Source organism: Flavobacterium arundinis (genome assembly GCF_038289855.1).
Taxonomy (GTDB): Bacteria; Bacteroidota; Bacteroidia; order Flavobacteriales; family Flavobacteriaceae; genus Flavobacterium; species Flavobacterium arundinis.
The window spans coordinates 283,591-302,887 of sequence record NZ_JBBYHR010000004.1 but is presented as its reverse complement, the minus strand read 5'-3'; the positions used below and the strand labels follow the sequence as shown (position 1 = coordinate 302,887).

The 19,297-nt window shown below is 42.4% G+C and carries 20 protein-coding genes; 6 read left to right on the top strand and 14 right to left on the bottom strand.

What is annotated here, in order from left to right; genetic code table 11:
• Positions 1 to 33: 33 nt before the first annotated feature.
• Positions 34 to 1,443 (bottom strand): serine hydrolase domain-containing protein, encoded by a 1,410-nt coding sequence (locus tag AAEO56_RS09665; RefSeq protein WP_341696844.1) that lies wholly within the window; start codon positions 1,441 to 1,443, stop codon positions 34 to 36.
• 132 nt (positions 1,444 to 1,575) lie between these two features.
• Between AAEO56_RS09665 and AAEO56_RS09660 the strand changes: the two genes are divergently transcribed.
• Positions 1,576 to 2,211 carry a TetR/AcrR family transcriptional regulator gene (locus tag AAEO56_RS09660; RefSeq protein WP_341696843.1) on the top strand — a complete coding sequence of 212 codons (636 nt, stop codon included), beginning with the start codon at positions 1,576 to 1,578 and terminating at the stop codon, positions 2,209 to 2,211.
• A 137-nt stretch (positions 2,212 to 2,348) separates the two neighbouring features.
• Positions 2,349 to 2,699 carry a serine hydrolase domain-containing protein gene (locus tag AAEO56_RS09655; protein WP_341696842.1) on the top strand — a complete coding sequence of 117 codons (351 nt, stop codon included), beginning with the start codon at positions 2,349 to 2,351 and terminating at the stop codon, positions 2,697 to 2,699.
• A gap of 203 nt (positions 2,700 to 2,902) precedes the next feature.
• Here AAEO56_RS09655 and AAEO56_RS09650 read toward each other — a convergent pair whose 3' ends face one another.
• The 5 genes from AAEO56_RS09650 to AAEO56_RS09630 all read right to left on the bottom strand — a co-directional run bounded on the left by AAEO56_RS09650 (position 2,903) and on the right by AAEO56_RS09630 (position 7,135).
• Complete coding sequence (locus AAEO56_RS09650; protein ID WP_341696841.1) at positions 2,903 to 3,814, bottom strand: helix-turn-helix domain-containing protein; 912 nt, start codon at positions 3,812 to 3,814, stop codon at positions 2,903 to 2,905.
• A 12-nt stretch (positions 3,815 to 3,826) separates the two neighbouring features.
• Positions 3,827 to 4,723: an NmrA family NAD(P)-binding protein gene (locus AAEO56_RS09645; RefSeq protein ID WP_341696840.1), complete on the bottom strand. Its 897-nt coding sequence runs from the start codon at positions 4,721 to 4,723 to the stop codon at positions 3,827 to 3,829.
• A 250-nt stretch (positions 4,724 to 4,973) separates the two neighbouring features.
• On the bottom strand, positions 4,974 to 5,663 hold the full coding sequence (locus tag AAEO56_RS09640) for an SIR2 family NAD-dependent protein deacylase (RefSeq protein WP_341696839.1): 690 nt from the start codon (positions 5,661 to 5,663) through the stop codon (positions 4,974 to 4,976).
• Between the two features lie 159 nt (positions 5,664 to 5,822).
• Positions 5,823 to 6,605, bottom strand: coding sequence for an anti-sigma factor (locus tag AAEO56_RS09635; protein WP_341696838.1), 783 nt, complete (start codon positions 6,603 to 6,605; stop codon positions 5,823 to 5,825).
• On the bottom strand, positions 6,602 to 7,135 hold the full coding sequence (locus AAEO56_RS09630; protein WP_341696837.1) for an RNA polymerase sigma factor: 534 nt from the start codon (positions 7,133 to 7,135) through the stop codon (positions 6,602 to 6,604). The genes AAEO56_RS09635 and AAEO56_RS09630 overlap by 4 nt, the downstream gene beginning before the upstream one ends.
• A 56-nt stretch (positions 7,136 to 7,191) precedes the next feature.
• Between AAEO56_RS09630 and AAEO56_RS09625 the strand changes: the two genes are divergently transcribed.
• Entirely contained in the window at positions 7,192 to 7,848 is a 657-nt protein-coding gene (locus AAEO56_RS09625) for a TrmH family RNA methyltransferase (RefSeq protein ID WP_341696836.1), read from the top strand.
• A 359-nt stretch (positions 7,849 to 8,207) separates the two neighbouring features.
• Here AAEO56_RS09625 and AAEO56_RS09620 read toward each other — a convergent pair whose 3' ends face one another.
• From AAEO56_RS09620 to AAEO56_RS09605, 4 genes are all read right to left on the bottom strand, one after another.
• Complete coding sequence (locus AAEO56_RS09620) at positions 8,208 to 9,122, bottom strand: hypothetical protein (protein WP_341696835.1); 915 nt, start codon at positions 9,120 to 9,122, stop codon at positions 8,208 to 8,210.
• Between the two features lie 525 nt (positions 9,123 to 9,647).
• Positions 9,648 to 10,418, bottom strand: a complete 771-nt coding sequence (locus AAEO56_RS09615) for a carboxypeptidase-like regulatory domain-containing protein (protein WP_341696834.1) — start codon at positions 10,416 to 10,418, stop codon at positions 9,648 to 9,650.
• Between the two features lie 78 nt (positions 10,419 to 10,496).
• A complete protein-coding gene (locus tag AAEO56_RS09610; RefSeq protein ID WP_341696833.1) occupies positions 10,497 to 12,350 on the bottom strand; it encodes a DEAD/DEAH box helicase in 1,854 nt (617 codons plus the stop codon).
• A 294-nt stretch (positions 12,351 to 12,644) separates the two neighbouring features.
• Complete coding sequence (locus AAEO56_RS09605; protein WP_341696832.1) at positions 12,645 to 13,304, bottom strand: endonuclease III domain-containing protein; 660 nt, start codon at positions 13,302 to 13,304, stop codon at positions 12,645 to 12,647.
• A gap of 33 nt (positions 13,305 to 13,337) precedes the next feature.
• Between AAEO56_RS09605 and bcp the strand changes: the two genes are divergently transcribed.
• Complete coding sequence (gene bcp, locus AAEO56_RS09600) at positions 13,338 to 13,790, top strand: thioredoxin-dependent thiol peroxidase (protein ID WP_341696831.1); 453 nt, start codon at positions 13,338 to 13,340, stop codon at positions 13,788 to 13,790.
• Positions 13,791 to 13,800: 10 nt separating this feature from the next.
• On the opposite strand, the gene AAEO56_RS09595 is transcribed toward bcp, so the two are convergent.
• Positions 13,801 to 14,856: a transglutaminase domain-containing protein gene (locus tag AAEO56_RS09595; protein WP_341696830.1), complete on the bottom strand. Its 1,056-nt coding sequence runs from the start codon at positions 14,854 to 14,856 to the stop codon at positions 13,801 to 13,803.
• A 196-nt stretch (positions 14,857 to 15,052) separates the two neighbouring features.
• On the opposite strand from AAEO56_RS09595, the gene AAEO56_RS09590 reads away from it, so the two are divergent.
• The gene (locus AAEO56_RS09590; RefSeq protein WP_341696829.1) at positions 15,053 to 15,811 is read left to right on the top strand and encodes a LuxR C-terminal-related transcriptional regulator; all 759 of its coding nucleotides are present in this window, start codon (positions 15,053 to 15,055) and stop codon (positions 15,809 to 15,811) included.
• Here the strand turns inward: AAEO56_RS09590 and AAEO56_RS09585 are convergent.
• Genes AAEO56_RS09585 through AAEO56_RS09575 form a run of 3 tightly spaced genes read right to left on the bottom strand, consistent with a single transcriptional unit; the run spans position 15,808 to position 18,441 of the window.
• Positions 15,808 to 16,569 carry a 5'-methylthioadenosine/adenosylhomocysteine nucleosidase gene (locus AAEO56_RS09585; RefSeq protein ID WP_341696828.1) on the bottom strand — a complete coding sequence of 254 codons (762 nt, stop codon included), beginning with the start codon at positions 16,567 to 16,569 and terminating at the stop codon, positions 15,808 to 15,810. The genes AAEO56_RS09590 and AAEO56_RS09585 overlap by 4 nt on opposite strands.
• A gap of 3 nt (positions 16,570 to 16,572) precedes the next feature.
• A complete protein-coding gene (locus tag AAEO56_RS09580) occupies positions 16,573 to 16,920 on the bottom strand; it encodes a hypothetical protein (RefSeq protein ID WP_341696827.1) in 348 nt (115 codons plus the stop codon).
• A gap of 51 nt (positions 16,921 to 16,971) precedes the next feature.
• Positions 16,972 to 18,441 carry a TonB-dependent receptor gene (locus AAEO56_RS09575; protein ID WP_341696826.1) on the bottom strand — a complete coding sequence of 490 codons (1,470 nt, stop codon included), beginning with the start codon at positions 18,439 to 18,441 and terminating at the stop codon, positions 16,972 to 16,974.
• An 85-nt stretch (positions 18,442 to 18,526) separates the two neighbouring features.
• Here AAEO56_RS09575 and AAEO56_RS09570 point away from each other — a divergent pair, with 85 nt between their 5' ends.
• Positions 18,527 to 19,291: an MBL fold metallo-hydrolase gene (locus AAEO56_RS09570; RefSeq protein ID WP_341696825.1), complete on the top strand. Its 765-nt coding sequence runs from the start codon at positions 18,527 to 18,529 to the stop codon at positions 19,289 to 19,291.
• Positions 19,292 to 19,297: the final 6 nt, after the last annotated feature.

Genomic DNA, 19,297 nt, shown 5'->3' with positions numbered 1-19,297 from the left:
TGTCTAAAAATTAGGCAGCCTCTTTGTTTAAACTTACAGGTGACTTTTCACCCCACTTCCAATTATTTCTCCATATTGCAGCATCTCGAGTTTTACACTGCCATCTTCTAATGGTGTAAAGCGCATAACCCCGTCAGTACCTCCGTACCTTGCGCCCTGGAATTCATTTCCTGAAACCGGGAAAAAGCGCATATCCCATTGCAGCTTCTTTGAATTGTAGATGAGATGGCCGTCCAGAGCCGTTATAATATGTTCTTCATTTTTATCTTCACTGATGTAAGTCCCCGTATATTTTGTCAGCGCTGCTTCAGGTAAAGGAACTTTCTTCCTATACTCTGTTGTGAGGGGTTGTCCTTTTAAAACTTCCATTATGTTTTGAAAAAGGGAAGCGCCCATTGTAAAATTTTGCAATGTAATTATTGTCCTGTCATTCACTACATCATGATATGTAAATGTCATGTAGCCATCCCAACCGCCCGTATGCCCAAAGGCAAACTTGTCTTTGCCTTTAGATACGTCCAGTCCAAATCCATACGGGATGTCCTTACCTTTCGATGTTTTTGTTACAGCTGTCATCTCTTCAAACTCGCTTTTACTAAAAAACGTATTGTCCTTTAAGGCTGTGATCCATTTATAAAGATCTTCAACGGTAGAATTGACTTTTGCACTTCCTGCAACGCCGTCTAAAAAATAAGTCATTTTATCATCATGCCTGGGATCATCTAAAGTCACTTTGGTAAATGAATTGTGGGCCCACGTATAGCCTATTGCATAATTCTTTAGTTTTTGGGGGTGTAGCCGCCTGCTGTATACAAACGTGTTTTTCATCTTGAGGGGCTTAAATATGTTTTCACTCAGAAAATCTGCATAGCTTTTCCCGGAAACCTGTTCAATAATACTTGCCAAAAGGACATAATTAGTATTATTGTATTGATGTATGCTTCCCGGAGCAAACTCCAATGTATCTTTTCTTGCTGCATAAAACTTTATAACATCGTTGTTCGTTGCGATTATAGCGTTGTCCCAGGTTTTTGGCATATCCATTATATAATCGGGCAGGCCGCTTGTATGCTTTATCATATCATATATTGTGACATCCTGCCAAAAGTCCAGTTCCGGTATGTATTTCGATAGTTTATCTTCAAAACGAAGTTTGCCCTGCCTTTTAAGCAGCATTATAGCAGCGGCGGTAAATTGCTTTGAACATGACGCGAGTTCGAATACCGTAGCAGGGTTATTACTACTCCTGGTGTCTTCATTACTATAGCCATAGCCCTTTTTCAAAATTATTCTACCTTTTTCTGCAATAAGTACACTTCCGTTAAACTGGTTCTGCCTTTGCATCATTGTGAAAATACTGTCGAGAGTTTTTTCCTGTTTGGAGGACTGGGCGAATAAACCCTGAAAAGTAATTAGAAAGAGAATTAAAATGATTTTTTTCATGTGTAACATAAATTGATGGTTAACTGATTCGAAAATTGATTGATGAAGTGCAAATATATACAAAGTCACTAAATAGTGATAATTATAGTTGTATTTTTGTTTACTCCAATTTAACAAGGCAATTCAACGATTATGGAAGGCGAAAAAACAAAAGCTACAGTAAGGAATAAGGAAAAAAGCAAGCAGCGATTTTTAGATGCTGTTGGCGAATTGCTTTTGGCACAAGGCTTTTCGGCGCTTAAGGTTAATGATATTGCAGCAACGGCAGGGCTTGACAAAAAACTTATATACAAATATTTTGGTGGTAAAGATGCGCTTATCGATGAGTATATACGTTCGCTTGATTTTTGGAGCAATGTAAAAAAGGAGAATGCACCGCAAGAGATAGCAGATGGCGGACGGGAATTTTCAAAACAGATGCTGCTGAAACAATTTGATTACATCAATACCAATGCAGAATTCCGTAAAATAATACTTTGGGGATTAACCGAAAGCCGCGAACCGTTGAAGCGTGTTGCAGATGAAAGGGAGGCTATAGGGGAGGAGCTGCTTATCCATATTACCGATCCCTATTTTGGTAAAGAAGCAGAAATGTACCGGGCAGTTATGGCACTGCTTATTTCGGGTAATTATTACCTTAACATGTATGCCGGCGTAAACGGGAAAACGTTTTGCGGGATAGACATGACAACCACTAAAGGTAAAGAGCAAATTAAAAAAGCCATGGCTATTGTGGTGGACTTACTGTACGATCATGTAACAGGATAGCCTGCCCCAATAAATGCTTTTAATAACTAAATGAAATATCGATACCAACCTATACCATACTTCGAAAAAATATCATTTTACAGAAAGCAAAACCTGTTTTTATATTACAGAAAATTTTTTCCTCTATATTGCACTTCATGAAGCAATTACAGAAAGGGCAGTTTTTCGGGCAAACCAACACTACTATTTCACTGGATGGAATAACGTTGACCGATACTGTTTATACCCATGATAAAGTGGACTGGCATTACCAATGGCAATATACCCCGCAGCATGTAGTAAATAGCTCAGGCAGCCTGCAAATGCGCTCTTTGGATTATGCAAAATATGCCCAACTGTATAAAAACAATGGCGTTTGGAACGGCAAGCAACTCCTTCCTGCCGCATGGGTGCAAAAGACCCTGACCCGACAGATACAAATTCTGATAGGGACAATCAATTCTACGGCTATTTGTTTTGAAATAAAACATACAATTACAAAGGCGTAAGCCATGAAGTGTTTTATTGCGCGGGGAATGGAGGCAATGAATTTATCATTTTCAAGGACCTGCCGCTTGTCATCATCATAACATTGAAGTCCTATAACAAACCGTATGGCCATTCGCAAACCGACAGGATAGTAGGGGAGTATTTACTGCCTGCGATACTAAATTAAAGCGGAACTTTCGCTGGGGCTTAAGATTATGATATTTCAATTAAACGCCTGCCGGAACTCTATTGGAGAGAGATTCGTCTTTGTCCTGAACAGTTTGCTGAATGACTGCGAATGCTCAAATCCCAATTCGTAGGCAATTTCACCGACAGACAGCGTAGTGGTAGACAGCTTTTCTTTTGCTTTCTCGATCAGCTTATCATGGATGTGCTGTTGGGTGCTCTGGCCTGTTAGCACCTTCAATAATCCACTTAAATAATTCGATGAAACATTCAGGCTTTCAGCGATGTACTGAACTTTCGGAATTCCTTTTATTGTAAGATCTTCATTGTTGAAATAGGATTCGAGCAGGCTTTCCAGCCTGTCCAGCACCTGATGGCCGGATATTTTCCGTGTCAGGAATTGGCGGTGGTAAAACCGGTCAGCATAGCTAAATAACAGCTCCAGTTGGGCAATAATTATATTCTGGCTAAAGCGATCGATATTTGAATTGTATTCCCGGTCGATATTTTCTGCGATATTTGTAATGATCGTTTTCTCTTTATCCGAAAGGAATAAAGCCTCGTTTACTGAGTAGCCAAAAAAATCATATTGCTTTATAGCCTTTGATAAAGGTGTGTTCCAAAGGAAATCGGGATGGATGAGCAATACCCATCCCGAATGCCTTAAAACCCCGCCTGCTTCGATAGAATAAACCTGCCCGGGTGCTATAAAGAACATAGTGCCTTCATCAAAATCGTATTCCTGCTGGCCATACCTCATCTTGCCATTAATGACCTTTTTCAGTGCAATAGTATAAAAATCATTGATAATGGCTTTAGGTTCAGTGTCCTGTAATTGTATGGTGGCAACATTTACAAGGCTGATCAGTGGGTGCTGCGGCTTGGGCAAATTCCTGAATTGGTGGTATTCGCTTATTGTCCTGAACCGGTGTGGTGATGTGGCTGCCATGCACTAATGTAGCTAATTTTGTTTGTATGCCAAAGCAAATTCTTTTGCAAAATCAGCCATTCTCATCTTACCCATAACCGGCCTGTTTCGGAAGTAATCTTCCGAGAGCAATCCGGTATGGAGGCTGCCATACATCTCTGTCAGGCCTGCCGCAATTTTTGGATTCATCCCTATAGATGTCAGGCTTTTAAGCGCTTCTTCGTCAGATACCAAAACCCATTTTAGATCAGGCTTTCCGATGGCCTTACCCAGCAGCGCTGCCACTTCGTTGCCTGTCAGTTCTTCGCTGCCCACATAGCGTGTTTTCCTCCCGTTGAATGGTGTAGTCAGCTCCTCAGCGATTGCTGCCGCAATATCAACAGGGGACACCCACGGAATCAGCTCATCGGCTCCATAATTGGCCGCAATAACGCCGACATTCTTTATCATTTCGGTGTAGCCGTAAAGGTTGTAGAAGAAAGAGGTAGGGCGAATGTGGGTAATAGCTACATCTGCAGGCAGCTGGTTAAGGATACGTTCCACATTATGTGCCCCGAGCAGGATCCCCGAACCTTTTTCGAGATGTCCCCCAATAGTGCTAAGGTTCACGAGGCGTTTTACACCTGATACCTTTATGGCCTGCGCATAGTTGTTGCCAAGACTGATGTAATAGGCTAACAGATCAAGTTCAGGATTAAAGTAATTGTTTGGCGGCACCATACTGTAAACGGCATCTGCGCCGATAAATGTAGCCGTCAGAAATTCGATATCTTCCAATGAGCCAATTGCAGCGGCAGCACCAAGCGCTTCAATTTCTTTTTGTTTTTCAGGGTTACTGCTGATAACCGTTACATCATGCCCCTTTTGCACCAATTCCTGTGTGAGCGGCTTCCCGATGTGGCCCAGTGAGCCTGTTACAATGATTTTCATATTACTGTTTTTTTGTTACTGCAAAGTTGCACAGCAATAAAAAAACAGGTGTAGCCGAATCTATTGTCGTTGTAGCCAAATCTGCATAACGCAAGGATTTGTTTATGTACAGAACTCTTTTATGTTTTTAAATGAAAATATGATTTGGAAGCAGCGTGAGGGACATAAGCGGCATCCCCGACGATAGGAGGGATACAGCGGATGGCCCGACGGCGTAGTTTACGGAGCCGGCACGCCAAAAAAATATGTGTTATTTCAAATCAAGTAGTCTCTCCCTCACAATCTCCATCCCCTCGCTTCCAACCTTACCAATAACCTCCACAGGATTTGTAAGGTACGGAATTGTCGCAGGATTAGGATCTATATAGAATATCGGCACGTTGGGCTTTGCATAGTCCATTAATCCGGCAGCGGGATAGACCTGTAGCGAAGTGCCTATTACAATTACATAATCTGCTTCCTCTACAATTTCTATGGCTTCGGCAATGGCAGGGACTGCCTCGCCAAACCACACGATATGCGGGCGTAACTGGTGGCCGTCGGTATGCAGGTCGCCGAGGTTAATATCTTCTTTCCAGTTAAATGATTCGTAGCTATTGACACTGCGGGCTTTAAGCAATTCGCCGTGGAGGTGGAGTACGTTGGTACTTCCGGCGCGCTCATGCAGGTCGTCTACGTTTTGGGTAATGACAGTAACATCAAAATCCGATTCAAGTTCCGCAATAATAGTATGGGCTTTATTGGGCTGCACTTGAAAAAGCTGCCTTCTTCTCTGGTTGTAAAAGTCGAGGACGAGCGCAGGATTTTTACGGAAGCCTTCCGGGGAGGCTACTTCCATAACGTCGTGGCCTTCCCATAATCCGCCCGCATCGCGAAATGTATTTATACCGCTCTCGGCGCTCACACCGGCACCGGAAAGCACAACAAGTTTCTTTTTCATTGATTGGTTGTTTTCTCTCAAAGCTTGTATTACGCAAGGCGATTGTCTTACGTAATCTTTCAAAAGGTATTTGGAAGTAGAGACGTAGCATTGCTACGTCTCTACAAAGGATTTAAAGATAATTTGAGGTATAAACAATATTAGACCCTAGAAATAAATCTATACCTTCCCTAAAGTATACAGCTGCTCCATAGTAGGCACTGCACTTCCGCCCGCAGGCTCAAGTGTGATACCGAAAGCATCTGCCTGGTCAAAATTCTCCACCTGCAAAATGCCGTTGGTTTTAGAGGCGTTGTCAAGTACGCCGATGCTGGTAGGGGTAAGCGGGTCGAGTTTCAAAGCCCAAACCTGGTACACCTTGCCTTCGGGAGCTGCCGGAAGCCCGGCTATATCCACGTAAATCTCTTTTTTGTTAGGGTTCACATATACTTTGGCGTAAGCTTCCGGCGCTGCGGCCTGGCCTTCCAGCTGCACGACTTTGCTGAACCTGTCCCTGATAACGGCAAGCGTCTTCTCATTTTCTGTGTTCTTTACCTGTAGGCTGGCCACCATTTGCTCAAACTTGCCACGTTCTTTATTTACGGCTTCAACTTCTTTGGTCACTTCGTTATATTGGTAGTACTGGTAGCCCAGGCCGAACATTAGCACCACAGCCGCTGCCCATCCGAGCCACGGCGACATGCCGCGCCCCGTTTTCATTTGCACAACGCCCGAATGCTTCTCTATAAGCTGCTGGCGTATCTTTTCATAATTTTCGGCAGAAAGGTAAGGAGCCACGCTATACGACAGGTTAATGACCGCCTTTTCGATGGAGATGATCTCGTCGCGTACTTCCTGGCTGCTTTCGGCCATTTGGTGCACTTCGTCGTTCTCCGCTTCAGAGAGCCGTCCGAACACGTAAAGCTCTAATATTCCGGAATCTATGTATTCTCTCGTGCTCATTGTACTTGTAGTATAGTTCTTAATTCCTTGATGCAGCTGCGATTTTGCGTTTTCACGGTACCAACAGGTATTTCAAGTTCTTCCGAGGCTTCCTGCTGCGTATAGCCTTTGAAGAAAAGCAGGTCGATCAGGCGAATGCATTTCGGTTTCAGCTTCTGGATGAACTCCCTTATCCCGATAGCATCTATTTTATTGATCACGCTGCTGTTATGGTCGAGGATATGTACGAAATTGTCGGCAGAGAGGTTTTTAAGGCTGTTATTATGGCTTTTAGATCGCAGCTTGTCGATAGAGGAATTCCGGGCAATGTTGAGTATCCAGGTAAAAAACCGGCCTTTTGTAGTATTATAAGAATCGATGTTCTTCCAGATTTTTACAAAAACTTCCTGTAGCACATCTTCGCTTTCTTCCTTGTCTTTCAGGATGTTGAAGATGATGCCGTACAGGCTTTTGGAATACATGTCATACAGCAGGGTAAACGCCCTGCCATCTTTTTTGTAGATTTGTTCGAGTAATTCTTCCTGTGTCATGATTTAAATTTGGCAGCCTAAATATAGGAAAGATTTTTTAACATTTATCGCCTGTTATGAAAAATACAACAGATACCGACTATCTCAATTACCTCGAAACCTTTATAACCGAAAACCGCAGCGCCAAATTCCTAAAGGTGCTTTCACAGCGCACAAGGTATTTTACCGTTGCGGTAGAAGATCTCTTCCAGCTGCACAATACCAGTGCTGTAATGCGTACGTGCGAGGTTTTCGGTGTGCAGGACCTGAACGTGGTAGAGGAGAAGTATGGCAAGACCATAGACAAGGAGATTGCCATGGGTGCGCAAAAGTGGGTAGATGTGCACCGCTACAGCTCTGTAAATGCCTGTATCGCAAAACTCAAGGCCGATGGTTACCGTATCATCGCCACATCGCCGCATGAGGATTCGTGCATGCTGGAGGATTTCGATATAACGCAAAAGTCGGCACTGTTTTTTGGGACAGAAAGGCTGGGACTGAGCCAAGATGTACTCAGCCAGGCTGATGGCTTCCTGAAGATCCCCATGGCGGGTTTTACCGAAAGCCTCAACATATCATCATCGGCAGCCATTATCATACAACACCTGATGCACCGGCTGCGGCAGTCGGATGTGCAATGGCATCTTAGCGAAAAAGAGATTCTTGAAAAGCGAATTGACTGGGCGGAGAAGAGTATAAAGGATATTGATTTTGTGAAGGAGAGGTATGTTTAGTTGACAGTCGCAGTCGCAGTTTTCAGTCTGTGTGTCATTTCGACCGGAGCTTGCGGAGTGGAGAAATCTCAAAAATGAAACAAAAATTTGTACTATTCGGACATTTCATGTCGCCGGAACCAGATATCATACAACAAAAATAGTTTTTGAAACAAAACCAGGCTATTGTATTATAAATGCGAACGAAATTTATAGAACATGGCACGATCTCAAATTCTACTGCAGGACAAACATCACAAAGAGGAACGCGGATAACGCGGATTTTGGCGGATGACCACGGATTTCTCTGCTAGCCGTCATTGCGGGAACGAATAAGGAAGTAATTTTTGAGAGCGAGCTTAACTAAATATACGGTTTCATTAATAATTCCCTCCCATGGCATTATATAAATCTAAAGTTCTTTTAAAATTCAAAATTTGCTTTTTGGTGATTGTTTTGATATCATAATACTTATCTCCAATCAATTTTACTTTTGCAGTTTTTGCATTGGCTAATGCATAAACTAAATCCCTATCTGTAATAGTCAATCCTTCATCAAACCATTCCCATATATAGCCCCCATCTCCGGAATCGGTTTCTGTGTTCGTGGGTACATAATCAAAAGCTTTGTTATCAATGGAAAATTGGACTTTATCAAAGAACAACCAATCATCAGCATAGTATTGTAGTCGAAATCGTAAATTTGATGGTATATTATTTTCTGTTTGAAAATAAAAATAAATACCATTCATATTAGTATACTTAGGTGCGTTAGAAGGGGTATACCACTTTTTATTTTCGTTAGAAAATTCATCACTTTTAATAACAAAATATTTTTTAAGCTCACGAATTTTTGAAGAATCAATATTAGCAGTCGCTTGGAAATTTTTCTCATCTTCTTTTTTACGAATTTTTTCATCTTTAATGATATTGTTTTCAAGAGAAAAAATTCTGTTTTCAACTTCTTTTTCTAATTTTTCTTTATCAATAAAATTTACAAGAGCTATGTCTTTTCCAGTTGCATCTAATAGCTTGAAAGATTTTGGAGTTGAATAAACTTTTTGTGATGCATCAATCATATCTTGATTAACTTTTTTAGATACACAAAATTTTTGATACGCATCTAAGTAAGCTATAGAATCACTTATTGCCTCTATAATTCTTGGCTCTTTTTCTTTTTCAGAAATATCTCCCAATAAACTTTCATCGTCTATAATTTCGATGTATGAATATTTGCTTTTTTGTTCGCAAGAGAAAAACATACAGACTATAACGATAAATAATATTTTTTTCATTGCAAGTGTTGTTAAAGAATTATTAAAGCAAATCTATAGAATTGATTTTTAATTCTTTTAAGTAAAATCACCTGTTTTTACCAACCACGTAATTTCCACCTAAAAACAAAATCGGCGTATGATACCCTGCACCACAATAAGGCGCTCTAATAATTTTGATTATTTAAAATAGGAGGGAAGTATGAATGTAGGAAATTTACTTATTTCTGTATTTCGATTTTGAGATTTCTCCACTCCGCAGGCTGCGGTCGAAATGACACGTACCACAAGAATAGGTGCGATTATCCGCGTTTCATTTTTAGGTACAGAAAAAAGAGAGATTTCTCCACTCCGCAGGCTGCGGTCGAAATGACACGTACCACAAGAATAGGTGCGATTATCCGCGTTCCATTTTTAGGTATAGGAAAAAGAGAGATTTCTCCACTCCACAAGCTGCGGTCGAAATGACACGTACCACAAGAAAATCAGCTATGGTGAACAAATCAACCCATCAACCCATCAACAAATAAACCTATCAACAAAAACTTAATTCCTGTGCAACACCTTATATTCCTCATAGCAGCCACTAATGGCATCCATGATTTGCAGGTCGTTGGCGGTGGCGATGAATTCCTGGGAGTAGTTGCAATGTTCAAGTACATCGGAAATGTCATCTTTGGTGATGCCTAAGAGCGCAGCGAGTGTTTCGCGGTCAAACTTGGTGGCAAGGGCATTGCGCACGGTGTCGTCCTTTTTCATTTCGCGGAGCCTTCGCATTTCGTTGGGCTTCTTGCCGAAAATATTATTCAGCAGGTCGGCAGGGTTCAGCATGCTGCTTAAAACCCTCCTGAAGGCATTAGGGGAGTGTTCGCCGCCTTCATAGCCGTAAGGGAGCCCGGTAATACTATAACGGTAATTTTCTTTTACAGGCGCCAGTTTGGAGTCGATCTGAAGATAGCCTGTGAGGTGGTATTTATCAATAACAACTTCCTCAAGCGTATAAGCGCGCTCGGTGAGTGGTATTTTAGTAACGTTCTTAAATTTTATCCAGTCATTGGTCACCCTTACTTTTATGGACTGGAACCCTATGTAGGAGATGTGCAGCGTATCGTTTACAGCAGCCTCAATGGTAAAGTTACCTTTCACATCGGTTGTAACGCCTTTAACCCTGTTGATATTGATAATATTAACGCCGGGTATCGGTTGCTGGCTGATGTCGGTTATAATGGTGCCCGACACTGTTTCCGCTTTTGGGCGGTCCTGCGAAAAAGAGGCCAGGGTAAAAAGTGAAAACAAAAAAACTACAAAATATCTCATCGGCTGCTTATATGACGTAAAAGTAATAAACAAACGGGATATTTTGTAGTTAGTATGTATTTAAGCTAAATATTTATTTTAGCTTCTTCTCGGTTTCTTTGAAGAAGATGCCGAATCGGTTCTTCTTGGCGGCCTTCCTGAAGTTGGGTTTTGTGTCCTTGCACCACTCCTGCCTCCGCCAAACGATTCGCCCCTGCGTTCGCTGCCACCGCTTCTTGCGTTGCGATCACTGCTCCTGTCGCCGCCACTGCTTCGTCCAAAGCTGCCTCCGCCGCTTCTTCCGTTGTGGTCCCTGCGTCCGCCATTGTTATCGCGTCCGTCGTTTTTAGAAACTTCAACGTTGATCCTGCGGCCTTCCATCTGGAAGCTGTTCAGTACGTCAAGTACCCTTTCGGTATGCTCAGGTTCAGTGTTAAAGAAAGAGAATCCTTCTTTTACATCTACTTTAAACACATCGTCACGGCCAAGGCTAAGGGTATCGCGAAGGAAATCCTTAAGGCTCATCCAGTCAAAGTTGTCCCTTGACCCGATGTTAACGAAGTAACGCACAGCGCCACCGCTTCCGCCCATGTCCCTGCCGGTGCTTTCGCGCCTGTCAGAGCCTGCAGATTGTGCAGAAAGATCCCTGTTCTTTTTGTAGTAGTTGATGAACCTGTTAAACTCCACCGATACCATTTTCTTGATAAGCTCCTCTTTAGTAAGGTCTTTCATCACTTCATATATGGCAGGGAGGTACGAGTCGATCTCGTGGTCAACTTCTACATCTTTTATCTTGTTGGCAAGGTGGAAAAGCTGTATTTCACAGATCTCCATACCTGAAGGTATCGTTTTCTCCTCAAACTTCTGCTTGATCGTCCTTTCGATAGCGGCTATTTTACGAAGCTCGCTTTTTGTGATGATCACGATAGAGGTACCCAGTTTTCCGGCACGGCCTGTACGGCCACTACGGTGGTTGTATATCTCTATCTCGTCAGGCAGCTGGTAGTTCACAACGTGTGTGATGCTGTCAACGTCGATACCCCTTGCGGCAACGTCGGTAGCTACAAGCATTTGTATCTGCCTGGCACGGAACGATTTCATAACGCTGTCACGCTGCGCCTGCGAAAGGTCGCCATGTAGCGCTGCTGCGTTGTACCCGTCTTCGATAAGTTTTTCGGCAACCGCCTGTGTGTCCCTTTTCGTACGGCAGAAAACTACCGAGAAGATGTCGGGGTTGGAGTCAGCAAGACGCTTAAGCGCTTCATAACGGTCACGTGCGTTCACAAGGTAAAACTCATGCGATACGGTAGACGAACCGGAGTTCTTGTGGCCTACTGTGATCTCAAGCGGCTTACGCATGAATTCTTTCGCGATCCTGGCAACTTCCTGCGGCATGGTAGCCGAGAAAAGCCATGTGCTCTTGTCGTCAGGAGATGTAGAAAGGATGTTTACGATATCATCATAAAAGCCCATGTTCAGCATCTCATCTGCCTCATCAAGGATACAGAAGTCGATTTTAGAGATGTTCACCAATCCGCGGTTGATCATGTCCTGCATCCTTCCGGGTGTAGCAACAATGATCTGTGCGCCACGCTTGATCTCCCTGGCTTGCTCTGTAATGCTTGCCCCACCATATACGGCAACAGTGCTGATGCCTTTAATGTACTTGGAGTAAAGCTTGATCTCGTTCGTGATCTGCAGGCACAATTCACGTGTAGGTGAAAGTATAAGTGCCTGTGTGTTCCTGTTTTCAGGATCTATTTTCTGGATAAGCGGAAAACCAAACGCCGCGGTTTTCCCTGTCCCCGTTTGCGCAAGCGCTACAATGTCTGTGTCTTTTTCCAACAAGAGGGGAATCGCTTTTTCCTGTACTTCTGACGGATTCTCAAATCCTAGATCGTTTATCGCCTTCAGAAGCGATTCATTCAATCCTAATTGTTCAAATTTATTCATGTATATTTTTAAAATTGCTGCAAAGGTACTGTATATTAGCGACATAATCTAATGCAGTTTGCAGTTTTATTTTAATTAAAGAAATTGAAAATCAGAATGTTAACTTTTTGTAAAGCCACTACAAGACTTTGAAGATGTTCTTTAGTGTCTTATTTGTGTCTGTGCATTAGTCTAAAATTGTACAAAACTACGTTTAACCTTATAAAGTAAGGGCAAGTGTGTGATTTAAGGTTTGCCTCTGTTTACTCACGGCATTTACATTATAAATGATATCCCATATATCACCGATAAGAATTATTTTGAATTCTTTTTAAAATAATCCTCAAGTACTTTCTTCCGTCCTATCGTTGCGGTAATGATATCCTTTTTGATATCCCATCCACGGGCAGGGGAGTATTGTCTTCCGTACCAGATTATTTGCAAGTGCAGGTCGTTCCACAATGCTTCCGGGAATAGTTTTTTGGCATCTTTTTCGGTCTGGACTACATTCTTGCCGTCACTTAGTCCCCAGCGGTACATCAGCCGGTGAATGTGCGTGTCCACCGGAAAGGCAGGTATACCAAATGCCTGGCTCATTACAACACTGGCCGTCTTGTGCCCAACGGCAGGCAGTTCTTCCAGTGCTTCAAAGCTCTGTGGTACTTTGCCGCCATGCTTGTCGATCAGTATTTGCGACAGGCCGTGGATTCCTTTTGCCTTGGCAGGGGAGAGCCCGACAGGTTTTATGATTTCCCTTATTTCGTCTACGGTAAGCTTTACCATATCATAGGGATTATCGGCTTTTGCAAACAGCAGCGGCGTGATCTGGTTAACGCGCACATCGGTGCTTTGTGCGCTCATCAGTACTGCAATAAGCAGGGTATAAGGGTCTTTATGTTCCAGTGGTACCGGTATGGTTGGGTAAATTTCCCTTAGTGTTTCAATAACGAATTTTGCCTTTTGTGCCTTGGTCATTTTTAGTACATTTATAAAAACAAATATACACTTATGACGACACTTACAAAAGGAGATAAAGCACCATATTTTTCAGGAGTTGACCAGGATGGAAACAAACATTCACTGGCTGATTATAAGGGCAAAAAACTCGTAGTATTCTTTTACCCCGCTGCAAGTACACCGACATGCACGACAGAAGCCTGCAACCTGCGTGATAATTTCGGGCGATTTAAATCTCAAAATTATGAGCTTCTGGGCGTAAGCGCAGATACCCAAAAGAAACAGGGGAGTTTCAGGAATAAATACGACCTGCCTTTTCCGCTTATAGCCGATGAGGATAAATCGGTTATCAACGCCTTTGGTGTATGGGGACCTAAAAAATTTATGGGAAAATTATTCGACGGTATCCACAGGACAACGTTTGTTATCGACGAAAATGGGATAATTGAAGAGGTTATTACTGATGTGAAAAGCAAGATGCATACAGAGCAGATATTGAAGTAGGCTTGAAGTCTTAAAATTTCACATTGAACCGCATAACACGATTATAATCGAATAGCACGTCGATGTAGCGGGTGCTTTTGCGGTCGATTATATATTCAAATTCTATAGTGTCACCATCCCTTTTAAAAGGGATGGTGCTCTCCACTTCTTCCATTTCTATATCTTCATCCTCGTTGTCTTCCACTTTTTGGTCTTCCGGTTTTTCCTTCACGTTGGTATTGATCTCCAGATTCTCAAGGTTTAGTGTATAATGTATTTTAAACCGTATGGTATCTCCATTTTTTACTTTTAATACACCCGACTCCGGTTCAATAATATCCAGATATTTCATTTCATTGCCCCGTATATAAGCATTATCACGATAACGCTCTTTGGTATATCCGGAATCTTTCAGCCATAGTGGGTCTTTCGGGAAATGATTGCGGTATAATTTTTCCGGTGGCGTACACCAGTAATAATCATCATATCCCTTTTGGAATTTTTCAAGTTTTCCCTTTTTGTTACGGGCACAGGATCCGGATGCCCAGGTGACATCGAAATAATAAAATTGGCCATCGATAAGAACGGCGTTCCAGGCATGGCTCAAGGGGCCCATTTTTCCAACTTGTCCTGGTTTCTGCTTAGTATATCCCGCAACTACCGAACCCTGGATGCCTGCATCATCGCATAAGCGTTTGAACAGCCGGGCATAGCCTTCGCAAATAGACTTTTTACGGGTAATGACTTTATGTAAAAATTTATCTTCCCATGCTTTTTGTATCGTGCCACAGTCCTGGTTCTTTTTGCATTTCGGGAATTTTATTTTTTTATTGCGGTTGACAAACTTGTAGTCATAGGATATATTATCGGTTATCCATATAAATATCGCCCGTGTTTTTTCAAGATCCGAATGATAATTCTGTGTTAGTTCGCGCGAAAGCAACCCCAGATCATTTTTGTATTTAACGGTCCTGGCATAATCATCGATTGCGGCATATTTACCGTCTTTATTGTGAGACAGCGTATCGGTTTGCGAATACGAACGGCAGCATAGCAACAGGATAATCAGCAGGGTGAATTTTTGCATGGAGTAAAAATATGCATGCCGGATATAAGCACCAAATTTTATTCCTTTAATGAATTGCATTGTTTAAAACAAAAAGCATTCGTATATATCCTGTTGATGCAGATTTTGCAATATGGCAGTTCTTGTTTTTTGAACTATTATTATGCGTTCATGACAAATTTTTAGTATTTTGTGCAGACCAACTAATTAACCAATTATGCAAATTAACCCGCATTCTGAGCTTCAAAAAATATGGGCAAATATTACTACGGAGGAGAATGTAACGGATTTCACGTTTGATATCGCACTTCACAAAAAACTCCTTGATATTTTCCAGATCGGCGATTATTACTATATAGTCAATAATGTAAGGAGGCCCGGGTTTGACCTTGTCAGTCCCGAGATAGAAAAAGTGCTTGGCTATCCTAAACAGGATATCGATCTTGACTTTTTTTCAAATCTTGTTCACCCGGATGACGTTCCCTTTTACCTTAATTTTGAAACAGCAGTTCAGGTATTTTTTTCCCGCATTCCAACAGATAAGCTATTTAAATACAAAGTGCAATATGACCACAGGCTAAAAAGGGCGGATGGTGAGTACATTCGTGTCCTGAACCAATATGTCATTATCCAGCACGATCCGGAGAACGTGCGGACGTTTGTGGTGCATACGGATATCAGCCACCTTAAAAAAGACCTGAAGCCTGTATTGTCTTTCATTGGCATGGATGGCGAACCTTCCTATATGGATGTAGATGTGAAAAATATTTTTAAGCCGGTTAAGCACCTGTTTACCAAAAGGGAGAAGGAAGTATTACGTTCACTGGCAAACGGGCTTAGTAGTGCAGAGATCAGTAAGGCATTAAGCATCAGTAAGCATACTGTTGATGCGCATCGTAAAAACATGCTAAAAAAAACAGAAGCAGGATCTACTAATGAGGTGATCCGCATTGCATTTGATAAAGGGTGGATTTAATTTTGGTACAGTTGTTCTATTATGGCGACGGAGTACCTGCTTGAAATTTTTTCGATGAAAATCGGGAAATCAATATGTGATTTTTCGTCGGCAGTGTCAGATATTGTCCTGATAACCGTAAACGGTATTTTATGCTCATAGCATACCTGCGCTACAGCAGCTCCTTCCATCTCTACACAAACTACTGTAGGCAACGCTTCATTCAGCTGCTGCTTTTGCAATTCAGATGAGAAAAACTGGTCGCCACTGGCTATATCGCCAATATGAAGATTGGGGTTAACGATCCCGAATTCTGACAAAACATTTTCACCTATCGTGTCACGCAATATATTATTAACGATTAACGGCGTAATAGCTTTCCTGGCATTGTCGAGCTGTTGTGTATTGCATTCCAGATAAGTGATACCAAGCAGCGGAATCTCGAACCGGCCCATCAGCGGGCGGGCATCCAGGTCATGCTGTATAAGCCTTTTAGCAATAACAATATCGCCGATTTTCAGCGTAGGGTCGATGGCTCCGGCAACACCGGTAAAAATAAGTTCGGTAATTTTATAGATATGTATGAGGGTTGCAGCAGTTGCAGAAGCGGCCACTTTTCCCCAGCGTGAAAAAACCACAACCGTTTTAATCCCGTTAATGGTTCCGGTAGTGTAACTGCGCATCCCTATAACTGCGCGTTGCGGATTATTCAGCAGGGAAATCGCACCATCAATTTCTTCGGGCATGGCACCCATAATCCCTATGATGCGTTCGCTCATGTATTATTCTATATAAGCAACAGCCTCGCCGATTTTATACCTTAGCTTCTTAGTTCCTTCGCCCGGGGTTAAAGTAACAGCTCCGTCTATAGTAAAGTTATATGGGCCGGTAGCAATTATTTCGTTACTGGCCTGATCAAAAACAATCTGCTCTGCACCGGTAATTTCTATTATACTATCTTTATAGGAAGCATCTTCAGTTAGGATGATAGTTTTGGCTTCCTTATTGATTTCCATGGTTTTGCACATGAAATTGTAGTCCTCAGTTATGGGTTTGGCTACAGTCTTTTCTTCTTGTGCATACAGTCCTAAAGAGGTGAGCAATGAAATTGCTGCTGCTATATTTTTCATCGTAGTCGGTTTTAGATAACTAAGATAACGAAAAAACCGTAAAGAAATTGCTTATTCCTGTTCTGCCACAAGTTTTTTAGGATCATACCCAAAAAGGTGGTTTTCTTTGATAACTTCCGCAATACCAGCAGGCAGCATAGATTCCCAGCCTGTTTTTCCTTTGCTGATCATTTTAAGTACCTCACGCGAGAAGATGCTCAGGTGGTTTTCCTCAACATCGGTAATATCTACCACTTTCCCATTAAATTTGAAGAACTTATACAACTCCTTCATACGCGGGTGAACCTTTAGATTTTCGGAATCTATTACGTTGCCTTCCTCATCTTTCATCGGGTAAAGGAACACCTTAAGGTCCCGGTAGAAAAGCTTTCCAAAAGCTTCAAGTATGCCTCCGCTCAGGTGGCGGTAGTATTTTTCGTCAAAAATATCTACAAGGTTACTCACACCCATAGCAAGTCCCATACGGGCTTTAGTATAGGCAGAAAAATATTCAACAACCTTATAGTATTCCTGAAAGTTAGATATCATAACTGTCTGACCAAGAGAACATAAAAGTTCAGCCCGATCCATAAAATCACGTTCATCTATCTCGCCTTCGGAGCGAAGGTTGGAAAGCGTTATTTCGAAGACCACAAGGGTTTTATCTTTGTCGACCTTATTTTCTTCAAGGAACATTTTATATGATTTCTCATACATATCCATGTTCACTTTCGTTACCGGCCTGAAACTGCCTCTTAAGGCCAGAATATTCTTTTTATAAAGTACAGCAGCGGGAAGCACATTATGCCCCTGAGGGTCGAACATTACCGCATCGGTCATGCCGTTCTTTACCAGTTGGAGGCTCATAAGCCTGTTATCCACATCGGCAAAACGCGGTCCTGAAAAGTTTATGGTATCTATTTCAAGCTGGTCCTTATCCAGGTTATCATAAAGGTAACGCAGTAGCTTTTTAGGCTCATTGTATTTGTAGAAGGCACCGTATATAAGGTTTACGCCAAGTATGCCAAGGGTTTCCTGCTGCAGGCGTGCATCATTCTCCTTGAAGCGTATATGCAGCGTTATTTCGTTATAATCCTCGTCGGGCTCTACCTGGTATTTGATACCTACCCATCCGTGGCCTTTAAACTGTTTTGCAAAGTCTATCGTGGCAACGGTGTTGGCATAACTGAAAAACACTTTGCTTGGGTGCTTTTCGCGCTTGAGGCGCTGCTCTATGATCCTTACCTCATGGGCAAGCATTTTTTTCAGGCGGCTTTCTGTAACGTAGCGACCGTCTTCTTCCACGCCATATATAGCATCGCTGAAATCTTTATCGTATGCCGACATCGCTTTTGCGATAGTACCCGATGACCCGCCCGATCTGAAGAAATGACGCACGGTTTCCTGGCCTGCGCCTATCTCTGAAAAAGTACCGTAAATATTTTCATTGAGATTGATACGGAGCGCCTTATCTTTTACGGAAGGGATATGTTCAATGATCCTGTCGCCTTTCAGTGTTATATCGGCATCTGTTAATTTCATAGCGGGTAATGATATATTGCAAAGTTAGCAAAACAAAGGCTTTTTTAAAACAAATAATGCTATTTTTGTAAAAAAATAACCCGTTTTGAAAGTATGGTTTTTAGGTACAGGCACGTCTCAGGGAATTCCGGTCATCGGTTGCGATGATGCGGTATGCCGCAGCACAGACCCTCGCGACAAGCGTCTTCGGGTGTCGGTCTGGGTACAGTGGGGCGATCATTCTTACATTATCGACTGCGGGCCCGACTTCCGCCAACAGATGCTTGCCTGCCAATGCCCTAAAGTAGACGGCATTCTATATACGCACGAACATTCCGACCATACGGCCGGATTGGATGATATACGGCCTTTTTTCTTCAGACAGGGAGATATTCCCGTTTATGCCCATGAGCGGGTGATAAAAAACCTTCAAAAGCGTTTTGACTATATATTTACTGATGAGGACAAGTATCCCGGCGCACCGTCGGTTACCGTTAATGAAGTTACGGCCGGCCATGCTTTTCCGCTTGGCGATAAAATAGCTGAGCCTATCAGCATAAAGCATGGAGACCTTGATGTTTTTGGCTACCGGATAGAGGATTTTGCCTACCTGACCGATATCAAGTACATTCCACCTTTAGAAACCGAAAAACTCAGGGGGCTCAAAGTACTCGTTGTGAGCGCCCTCCGGCAGGAACCGCATGATACGCATTTTAATCTTGAAGAAGCCCTCAGCCTCATTAGCCTTCTTAAGCCCGATCGTGCATACCTTACCCATATCAGCCATCACATGGGCTTTCATGGCGAGGTAGGGAAAATGCTGCCCCCGAATGTATTTTTAGCTTATGATAATTTAGAAATAACCATTTAACACGAC